The 9,271-nt window shown below is 65.4% G+C and carries 10 protein-coding genes; 5 read left to right on the forward strand and 5 right to left on the reverse strand.

The features are described 5' to 3' along the window. Positions 1-1,324: trypsin-like peptidase domain-containing protein (locus VN419_RS04400; RefSeq protein ID WP_325644845.1), on the forward strand; the 1,324-nt coding region annotated here is incomplete at its 5' end. A gap of 180 nt (positions 1,325-1,504) precedes the next feature. On the opposite strand, the gene VN419_RS04405 is transcribed toward VN419_RS04400, so the two are convergent. From VN419_RS04405 to VN419_RS04420, 4 genes are all read right to left on the reverse strand, one after another. Further along, positions 1,505-2,413, reverse strand: a complete 909-nt coding sequence (locus VN419_RS04405) for a hypothetical protein (protein WP_325644847.1) — start codon at positions 2,411-2,413, stop codon at positions 1,505-1,507. After that, on the reverse strand, positions 2,413-3,684 hold the full coding sequence (locus VN419_RS04410) for an EAL and HDOD domain-containing protein (RefSeq protein WP_325644849.1): 1,272 nt from the start codon (positions 3,682-3,684) through the stop codon (positions 2,413-2,415). Before VN419_RS04410 ends, VN419_RS04405 begins: the two co-directional genes overlap by 1 nt. An 82-nt stretch (positions 3,685-3,766) precedes the next feature. Then, positions 3,767-4,330, reverse strand: a complete 564-nt coding sequence (locus VN419_RS04415; RefSeq protein ID WP_325644851.1) for a hypothetical protein — start codon at positions 4,328-4,330, stop codon at positions 3,767-3,769. Beyond that, on the reverse strand, positions 4,311-4,541 hold the full coding sequence (locus tag VN419_RS04420) for a DNA-binding protein (RefSeq protein WP_325644853.1): 231 nt from the start codon (positions 4,539-4,541) through the stop codon (positions 4,311-4,313). Before VN419_RS04420 ends, VN419_RS04415 begins: the two co-directional genes overlap by 20 nt. Positions 4,542-4,764: 223 nt before the next feature. On the opposite strand from VN419_RS04420, the gene VN419_RS04425 reads away from it, so the two are divergent. From VN419_RS04425 to VN419_RS04440, 4 genes are all read left to right on the forward strand, one after another. Continuing rightward, entirely contained in the window at positions 4,765-5,331 is a 567-nt protein-coding gene (locus VN419_RS04425) for a hypothetical protein (RefSeq protein WP_325644855.1), read from the forward strand. Positions 5,332-5,371: 40 nt separating this feature from the next. Next, positions 5,372-6,220, forward strand: a complete 849-nt coding sequence (gene motA, locus VN419_RS04430) for a flagellar motor stator protein MotA (protein ID WP_325644857.1) — start codon at positions 5,372-5,374, stop codon at positions 6,218-6,220. Positions 6,221-6,237: 17 nt separating this feature from the next. Next, the gene (locus VN419_RS04435) at positions 6,238-6,975 is read left to right on the forward strand and encodes a flagellar motor protein MotB (protein WP_325644859.1); all 738 of its coding nucleotides are present in this window, start codon (positions 6,238-6,240) and stop codon (positions 6,973-6,975) included. A 165-nt stretch (positions 6,976-7,140) separates the two neighbouring features. After that, on the forward strand, positions 7,141-8,700 hold the full coding sequence (locus tag VN419_RS04440; protein WP_325644861.1) for a hypothetical protein: 1,560 nt from the start codon (positions 7,141-7,143) through the stop codon (positions 8,698-8,700). Between the two features lie 16 nt (positions 8,701-8,716). On the opposite strand, the gene VN419_RS04445 is transcribed toward VN419_RS04440, so the two are convergent. Continuing rightward, positions 8,717-9,271: hypothetical protein (locus VN419_RS04445; RefSeq protein ID WP_325644863.1), on the reverse strand; the 555-nt coding region annotated here is incomplete at its 5' end.

Consider the following 9,271-nt stretch of genomic DNA (forward strand, 5'->3'; position numbering starts at 1 on the left):
CCCCCAGGCCGACCCGCGCCGCACACCCGTGGTGCGCGTGGTGCAGGAGGCCAGCCCGGCCGTGGTCAGCATCATCAGCGCACGCGAGGTCAAGGCCCCCTTTGCCGGGGAATCGCTGCTGCAACGCTTCTTCGGGGAAGCCCAGGCCCAGCCGCCCAAAGCCCCCAAGGCCAGGACCGCCCAAAATCTCGGCTCCGGCGTCATCATCGACGGCCGCAAGGGCTTTGTGCTCACCAACGCCCACGTCATCACCGGGGCCACGCAGATAACCGCCCGCCTGCAGGACGGCCGGGAGTTCACCGCCGTGCTCCAGGGCGCGGACCAGGACATGGACCTGGCCGTGCTGCGCCTCGACGTGCCGCAAAACGAGCCGCCCCTGCCCCAGGCGCGCATGGGCGATTCCGCCGACCTCATGATCGGCGAGCCGGTCATCGCCATCGGCAACCCCTACGGCCTCTCGCACACGGTGACCACCGGCGTGGTCTCGGCCCTGGACCGCTCCATGAACACCGGCCAGCAGACCATCACCGGCCTCATCCAGACCGATGCGGCCATCAACCCCGGCAATTCCGGCGGGCCGCTGTTGAACATCCTAGGCCAGGTCATCGGCATCAACGCCGCGGTGTACGCGCGCGGCGGCGGCCTGGGCTTCGCCATCCCCATCAACAAGGCCAAGAGCGTGCTGGACGAACTCATCGCCACGGGCCGCGTGGCGCACATCTGGCTGGGCCTTTTGGGCGAGAACATGACCCCGGACCAGGCGGCCTTCTACGGCCTGCCCAAGCCCGGCGGCATGGTGGTGACGGACGTGTTCCCCGGCACCCCGGCGGAAAAGGCGGGCATCAGGCCCGGCGATGCGCTGCTGGCCATGGGCGGGCAGAAGGTGCAGGACAAGGCGCAGTTTCTGGGCCTGCTTTCCGGCTTCACCCGGGGCGAGACCCTGGGCGTGCTTTTGAGCCGCGCGGAACAGCAGTTCCAGGTGCAGATGCGCCCGCAGGTGCTGGAGCGCGAGGCCAGCCTGGGGCTCATCAGCTGGCGCTGGGGCTTTACGCCCATGCCCGCGTCCCAGCCCGCCGTTCCGGCGGCGGGAATCAAGACGGCCGGGCAAAACACGCCAGGCGTGGAGGTGTTCTCCGTGCGGGCCGAGGGCCCGGCCCTGCGCCTGGGCCTCAGGCCCGGCGACGTCATTCTGCAGATAGGCAGCCTGCGCACGGCCACGGAGGCCGACCTGCTGACGGCCTTCTACCGCTATCAGATGCACAACCAGCTGATCCTGAGCGTGCAGCGCGGCCAGCACGTGTACACCGTGCGCCTGAAGATCTGACGAATGGCGCGCGGGCCGGCGCCTGAGTCCAAGATCGGCCCCACACGCTCTTCTTCAGGACGGCAAGCCGCCCTGGCCCCGCCCCCTGCCATCGCTTCCGGCACGCCGACGTGAAACGGCCCGCCCCCTGCTCTTGTGCAGGAAGGCGGGCCGTGTCGCGTTTGGGATATGCCCGGCGGGCTAGGTCGCCGGTTCCGGCTGGGCGGGCAGCCCAGGCGCGATGGGCGTGAGCGGCGCGTCCTGCGGGGCCGGGGTCCCGGGCGCGGCCGGGCGCGTGGCCGGCGGAGTGAACGGCGCGGCGGGCGGCGGCGAGGCCGGGGCGGTAAGCTCCGGCCCGGGCGAACTGGCTCCGGCCTGCTGGGACTTCAGCCTGACTTCCTCGATCTTGCGCAGGCGGCGCTCCTTGGCCAGGGCCTTCTTCTCCTCGCGCCGCTCCAAAAGCTTCTGCTTGGCGATGCGCGCCTCTTCCTTGGAAATGACGCCGTCGTGGTTCAGATCCATCTCGGAGAACTTCTTCTCGCGCCGGGCCAGGTATTCCTTCTGGCTCACGCGGCCGTCGTGGTTCTTGTCAAAGGTGGACAGATAGGGCTTGGGCGGCTTGTCGCTCTTCTTCTTGCGCTTCACCGGCTTGCCTTCGGCCAGGCGCTTGGCGTCGCGCTTGGCTTCCTTCTCCTGCAGCTTGGCCTTGGCGGCCTTGGCCTCCTGCGGGGAGATGATGCCGTCGTGATTGGTGTCGGCCTTGGCGAAGCGCTTCTTGCTTCCGGCGAAGAACTCGTCCTTGGTGATGCGGCCGTCGTGGTTCTTGTCGGCGGAGCGCAGATAGGGCTTGCCGTCGTCCTTCACCGCCGGGCCCCTCTTCTTGGCCGGGGCGGCGGCGGCTTTCTTTTGCTGCGGGGCCGCGTTTTTTGCGGCGGGCTTGGCGGTGGCCGGGGCCTTGGGCGCGGCCTTTGCGCCAGGCTTGGATGCGACGGCCGGGCGGCGCGCCCCTTCGCCCTCGTGGGGCGGGGCGTCCTGGGCCAGGGCGGGCAGGCCGCCCAGAGTCAGGACGCAGGCCAACAACAACGAAACGGTGCGCGGGCTCACCGGCATCACGATCCTCCCTTCATGCGGAGCAGTGTCTGTGTCCAGGTGATGGCCTCGGCGTAATTGCTGGCCGAAGACTCCTGGTCAAGTTCGCGGGCTTCCAGGAACTGGAACACATCCTCCCAGTTGCCTATTTCGATGTCCTCCACCAGGGACAGCCAGGTCCAGTAGGGGGAGGGCTTGGACAAAAGCGCGGCCTCCACGTTCTTGTCGAGCGGAATGTTCTGCAGCAGCTTGTCCATGGGCTGGGCCAGCAGCACATCAAGCTTGGAGAACAGGCCCAGCAGGAACAGCGTATCCGAGGGGAACTGCGCGGACTTGTACAGCTTGCCCATGCTCTCCAGGTAGCGGGCGCGCTGCAGCGAGGTGTAGGCGGCCTCCTGCACCTTGGCCGAGGAGTCGAAGTCGGAGATGATGACCGCCAGGAACCACTGCTTGATCTGCACCCGGCCCAGCAGCGTAAGGGCCTGGTTGATGGACTTGATGTCGGCCCTTAGAGAAAAGGCGGCGGAATTGATGAAGTTCAGCAGGCGGTAGCTCACGCTCGGATCGGTGGAAATGATCTTCGCCAGTTCGCGCACGTCGAAATCGTCTCCGGCCAGGGCGCGCAGCAGGCGCATCTTGGCCAGCACGGGGGTGGGCACCTTGCTGCCGGTCATGGTTTCCGGCCGGCTGAAGAAGAAACCCTGGAACAAGGTGAAGCCCAACTGCTTCGTCAGCTCGTAGGTGGCGCGGTCTTCCACCTTCTCGGCCAGCAGGCGGCAACCGTACTTGCCAAGGCTCGCGCTCACCTGGCGCAGGCGCTCCGGCTCCATGCCCAGCACGTCCACCTTCACGATGTCCGCCAAGCGGAGGATCTCCTCGTACCCGGGCTGGCCCACGTAGTCGTCCAGGGCAAGAATGTAGCCGTGCTTCTTGATGTTGTTGAGGGAGGTGAGCATCTCCGGGGTGGGGATGATGGTCTCCAGCACCTCCACCACGCAGATCTCCCTCGGCAGGGCGTAGACCGTGTCGTCCAGAAGCAGGCGCTGGGGAAAATTGATGAAGGCCTTGCGGCTCTTGTCCATGCCGCTGAAGGCCAGGGCGAAGCCGTCTGCGATGACCGACGCCGTGGCCAGGTCGTCTTCGGCCACATCCGCCGTCTTGGCATGGCCGCTGCTGCGAAAGAGCAGCTCGTAGGCCCAGACCTTTTCCTTGACGTCGAAAATGGGCTGCCGGGCCACGAAGATGGCCTTGCTGGCGCGAGGCTCCTGAGTCTGCTGCGCAGGGTCGATCATGCGCAGAGTATCCTCGTTTTCATACTTCTATGCAACCCGAAAGGCGAGACGGCCGGATGCTACGCGCCACAAGGGCCGCCGCTTATTTCTCGCCGCCCTCGGCCGGGGGCTGGGCCGTGGCGTTCTGCTGTTCGCGGCCGCTCATGGCCTTGTACTCTTCCTCAAGGATCTTAGGCACGGGCCGGTTCCAGAAGGTCTCCTTGACCTGGTCCTTGGGATCCTGCGGCCCCTTGGGCGGGCAGACCTTGATGGCGCCCTTTGCCGGGCACTCCGGCGAGGAGTAGCTGGACACCAGGCAGCGGCCCTCGTAATCCGGCTCGTAGTGCATCACGCGTCGCATGGCCCGCCAGGTGCGGTCCTGCACGATGACCTGCCCGTCCGGGGTGACAGCGCACAACAGTTCGGAATTCTTGGACGCGTAAAAGACGCTGATGACGTACACGCCTTCGTCGAGCTTACCTACGTAGCCGAACTCGTTCGTTTTCTTGCACAACATGCGGGAGAGCACCTGCTTGCACAGGTTGAGCTTCAGGTCATCGCCCGCGGCCTGGGCCGCTGCGGGCGCAAGCAGGCTTAAGCAAAGGCCGACGGCCAGGACAAAACCCGGCAGCCAGGGCCGGGCGCGCTCAGAGATCACGTTGGGCATCGCGCGTATCCATGGTGAGGAAGGTTTGAAAACCGTCGGGGCTGTCGGTTTCACACTGGGCCTTGCAGCCCGCGCACTGAAAACTGCCGGGCTTGAACCACCACTGGGCGCGGCCGGGATTCTCGCAGCGGAAATAGGCATACACCGCTGCCGACACCGTTCCGGTGTAGCGCCTGTAGCCCTGCTGCCGCACATAGTCGAGAAACCGCATCCGTCCGCCTCCCATCGTATTTGCGCAGTGTAGCCCGAAAGCGGGGAAATGCAAAGCCATCCGCAAGCGCCGCCCCAAAGCAGAAAATTATGGGTGCCCAAGGCCGAGCCCTTGCCAATCTCGATACTTCATGTCAAAAATATAGCCTCAGATTATAACATGTCGAAAGCAGAGGTTTCTCATGGAGCCCCAAGGAAGCCTGGCAGACAGACGGAATCTACGCGTGCCGGTGCCCCGTTCCCTGTTCCAGCAAGCTGCGCTTTGGGTGCGGCCCAGCCATACGCCCACGCGCCTGCACCTGCTGGAGCTTGGCCGGCCCGATCTGCGTTGCGGAGGGGATTCACAGCTCCTGCGGCTGGAGGACATTTCGGCCAGCGGACTCAAGCTCACCCTGGCCCGGCCCGACGCCCTCGGCAGCGGGAGCGCCGAGACACTGGCCCGGCTCAGATCCAACGACTGCTTGTGCTACGTCTATCTCAAGCTCTCGCAGCCCCTCTCCGCCCAGGAGGAACACTCCCTGTCGCTGCTTCTGGGCGCGGTTCCGGTGGCCGTGTACGATACGGAGGACGGCGGCCTCTGCGTGGCCCTGAACATCCTCTACCGCGCCCAGCCCGACCGCGACGAGAAGAGCCTGACCTTCTTTTATGTGGCCCGCTACGCCATCCGCGAGCTCGCGGCCTGGTGCGACGAGGTGCTGCGCATGGAGAACGCGCCCCAACGCCCGGAATCACGCGGCGTGCGACTGAATCGCCTGCTGCTGGAGCTGGACACGGCATTGCCCGAGGTGTAGTAATGACTCCTGAAACGCACATACTACACAGGGCCGGTTTATGTTCACACTGATTGGCATCGCAATCGTGCTTGTTGCAGTCATCGGCGGCTTTGCCGTTGAGAACGGCCCCTTGCAGGTTCTTTTCCAGCCTGCGGAATTCATGATCATAGTCGGCGCGGTCATTGGCGCGTTCTTCATCGGGTCTTCGCGCTCCATGTTTTTTCAAGTACTGAAGAGCATTCGTCTCATAATCTCCATGCGCTACTATAGCAGGGAGAACTATCTTGAGCTTTTGAAGCTCCTGAACATCCTGTTCGCAAAGATGCGCAAGGAAGGCGTCGCCAGCATCGAACGCGATGTGGAACATCCGCAGGAAAGCATCCTCTTCTCGCACTACCCGCTTGTGAACAAAGACCAGGCCGCCGTGCTGTTCATCTGCGACACGTTGCGCGTCTTCATCACCACCGGTGACCAGGGCGAGCTGGAAAAGCTCATGAAGCTCGACATGGACACCATGCTGGACCAGGCCGAAGGCACCAGCACCATGATCAGCAAAATGGCCGAGTCCCTGCCCGGCCTGGGCATCGTGGCCGCCGTGCTCGGCGTCATCCTCACCATGGGGCAGATAAGCCAGCCCCCGGAAGTGCTGGGGCACAGCATCGGCGCGGCCCTGGTGGGCACCTTCCTGGGCGTGCTGCTCTGCTACGGCTTCATCGGGCCCATGGCCATGAAGCTGGAGAATCTGGCCCAGGAACGCAACGCCTACTTCAACGTCATCAAGGCGGCCATCAGCGCCGCCGTGGCGGGCTCAAGCCCGGTCATGGCCGTGGAGTACGGCCGCAGAGCCATCCCGGAGGACGTGCGCCCCACCTTCTTCGAGATGGAGGAATCCCTGAAGGGCCGCTAGGCCCGGGGGAGAACCGCATGGCGCGCAAGAAATTCCACGGCGGCTCCTGGAAGGTGGCCTACGCCGACTTCGTCACGGCCATGATGGCCTTCTTCCTGCTCATGTGGATTCTGAACATCGTGCCGCCGGAAACCAAGCAGGTGCTCTCCACCTACTTCCAGCCCGCCTCCGACACCAGCGGCCCCGGCGGGCCGGTGATGATCCTGGACGTGAACGCCAACACCGCGGACCGTGCCGTGCGCGGCATCCCCAAGCCGGACGACGCCCAGTCGCGCTCGCAGCGCTTCGAGATCGCCTCCAAGTTCAAGCGCATCATCCTGGACAACCCGGAACTCATGAGCCAGAGCGGGCTGTCCTCAGACGAGACCGGTGTGCTCCTGCGCATCAACAACAGCGCCATGTTCGCCCCCGGCTCGGCCCAGCTGACGCCCCAGGCCAGACGCGTGCTGGACGAGGCTCTGGGCGTGCTGAAGGAATACAACATGGACCTTCTGGTGCGCGGGCACGCGGCCCAGCAGGAGCACACGGGCGGCGCCTTCGCCTCGCCCTGGGAGCTTTCCGGCGCGCGCGCGGCCGCGGCGGCGGGCTACGTCAGCGCAAGCGGGGCCATCATCTCCACGCGGGTGCGGGCCATCTCCTATGGCGCCACGCGCCCCCTGCGTCCGGAAACCACCCAGGAAAACAAGGTCACCAACGGCCGCGTGGAGCTCTACTTCCACCGGCCCGACGCCCTGAACTTCGGCTCCGGCCTGTAGCGGCCGCCGCAAAATCGCGTCATTCTGCCCGGCCACGCGCATTTCCTCTGGCCAGGGTCTTGATTTTTCCTGCAAACAGGCCGAAGTGATGGTGATTCCCTCAACGTAGAAATACGCAGACTCGGCAATGGCGCTCCAACCCCAAGAACGAGCCCAGGAGCAGCAGTGGACGAGACCCCAGCGGCACAGACCCCTCCCACCGCCCATGACGCACGGCCTGCCTGGTCCGCGCGCCTGGAGAGCTATCTTGCCGTGCTGCGGCCCCTGAAGGCGAAAAGCGCCCTGCGCGAGGTGCTGGAACGCGAGTTGCTGCTCTGTTTCATCGAGGTCAACAGCGGGGGCATAAGTGAATACCCCATGCTGGCCACCCAGCAGCAGAGCATCGTGAACCTGCTGTGCCGCAGGTCCGACCACCCGGCCGATTCCGTGCTGCGCAAGCTGGCCGGCAACTTCCCCGTGCTGCTGAACCGCCTGGACAAGGAGACCGCCGCCGCCGACCAGGCCGCCATGGAGCAGACCACCGCGCTTCTGCGCAACACCGAGTCGCTCCTGGTCAAAAGCGTGCAGGGCATGGTCTTCGCCATGGGCCTCACCACGGATAATTTCGAAGAGCTCATCATGCGCCACTTCGGCGCGCCGGGCCTGTCCCAGTTCGCGGAGATCCTCAAGAACAACGAGTTCGATCAGGGCTTCTGGCGCGAGTTTGTGGAACGCTTCATCGCCCAGCACGTGGCCGAGGGCTACGAGCACCTGACGCGCGCGGGCAAGTTCCACCTGTCCAAGGACGGCCAGACCGTGGTGGTGCGCTATCTTTTCGATGACGTGCTGGCCACACTGCACGACAGCCCGGGAGAGATCGAGCAGACGCGCGTGCAGACCGGGTTCGCCAAGGCCAGCGCCCCCACGCCGGAACGCCTGGCCGTGCGCAAGGTGGTTCAGGCCTGCCTGCTCAAGGGCCTGGGCTTCCTGCCGGGAGAGATGCTGCTGGAACACCTGGAAAGCGCCGCGCTCATCGTGTGCATGGACCCCGTGGCCGAAAGCCTGCACCGGTCCATGCAGGCCCGCGCCGCCGGACAGGAGGCCCAGGAGAAGCATCCTCTGCCCTTTCTCATGGAACAGGCCGTGGCCCTGGCCCTGGGCGCGGTGCTGGTGCTCAGCAAATCGCGCGAGGATTTCCTTACCGCACTGGGCAGCCTGCGCTCCGACGAGTTGGACGCCGTGCGCGCCCTGGCCCAGGGGCTGTCCATCGAATCCCTTGAACGTGTGCTGTTCTTCCTGCTGGAGAGCGCCTTCGTGGGCCTCTTGCGCGACAAGGCCCGCGACGAGGGCGCCAAGGTGACCATCAAGACCGCGGCCCTGCGCCGCAGCCCCGTGCCCGCCGTGGACGCCCTGGCCTCACGCGGGCTCACGCGCATCCGCAAAAGCCAGATCTGGCTGGCCGACCCCACCCGGCCGGACATGCTGCTGTTCAAAACCCGCACGCCGCAACAGCTCGTGTCCATCATGCAGGTGCTGCAACTGGAGGAGCCCCTTCAGGCCGAGGTGCGCAGACTGTGGGAGGGCGCCCCCTTCCGGCGCGATTTTCTGGTGGTCATCGATCTGGCGCAGGTGGCCCGCACCACCCAGAACGTCAAGGCCAAGCTCTCGGAACTGCTGCTGAAGTTCGGCGCAATTCAGGCCCCGCCCCTGCCGGTGCCCGGCGCGGCGGAAAGCCCGCAGGCCTAGGTCCCGCCTCGCAGCCCTACACCTCGAACGAGATGTAGGAGTATCCTGAGATTTCCAGGTGCTTCACGTTGCGCGCATACTGCGCGAACAACACCAGGCCCAGTTGGCTCAACTCGTCGGCATCGGCCTGCAGAAGCGACTCCGGCAGGGCGAAGTTGTTGATGTCGTCCATCATGTGGCCGCAGACCATTTCCGTAAAATAGCCCTCGTCCGTCTTGGAGATGCGCAGGGTCAAGGTGCGCTCGCGCGCCTCCCCGACGGCCGTTGCGCCCGGTGCGCCCCCAATCCCGCCACCGGCCGCCATGTGGCAGAAGACCTCCTCGCAGCACAGCGAAAGGATGTTGAACATCTCGTCCGTGAGGCCCAGGCGCTGCCGACCGGAAGCCAGCAGCTTCTGCAATCCCGCCACCTCTGAAACATCCGCCTTGAACACGCCGCCCACGCCCTTCTTGGGCGAAAGATAGGCGATGGTGCTCAGGATGAAGGCCGTGAACCCGCCCACGGCCACGCTGTTCTGCAAAAGCGGGCTCAAGCTCGCGGGCACCACGCCGGGGAAGAACGAGCGCCCCCC

The sequence above is a fragment of the Humidesulfovibrio sp. genome (assembly GCF_035560995.1).
Lineage (GTDB): Bacteria > Desulfobacterota > Desulfovibrionia > Desulfovibrionales > Desulfovibrionaceae > Humidesulfovibrio.

Bases quoted from the DNA above. Each gene is read 5' to 3' on its own strand.
- motA (WP_325644857.1), top strand. From the start codon at position 5,372: ATGTTCACACTGATTGGCATCGCAATCGTGCTTGTTGCAGTCATCGGC.
- VN419_RS04435 (WP_325644859.1), top strand. From the start codon at position 6,238: ATGGCGCGCAAGAAATTCCACGGCGGCTCCTGGAAGGTGGCCTACGCC.
- VN419_RS04405 (WP_325644847.1), bottom strand. From the start codon at position 2,413: ATGCCGGTGAGCCCGCGCACCGTTTCGTTGTTGTTGGCCTGCGTCCTG.
- VN419_RS04415 (WP_325644851.1), bottom strand. From the start codon at position 4,330: ATGCCCAACGTGATCTCTGAGCGCGCCCGGCCCTGGCTGCCGGGTTTT.
- VN419_RS04420 (WP_325644853.1), bottom strand. From the start codon at position 4,541: ATGCGGTTTCTCGACTATGTGCGGCAGCAGGGCTACAGGCGCTACACC.
- VN419_RS04410 (WP_325644849.1), bottom strand. From the start codon at position 3,684: ATGATCGACCCTGCGCAGCAGACTCAGGAGCCTCGCGCCAGCAAGGCC.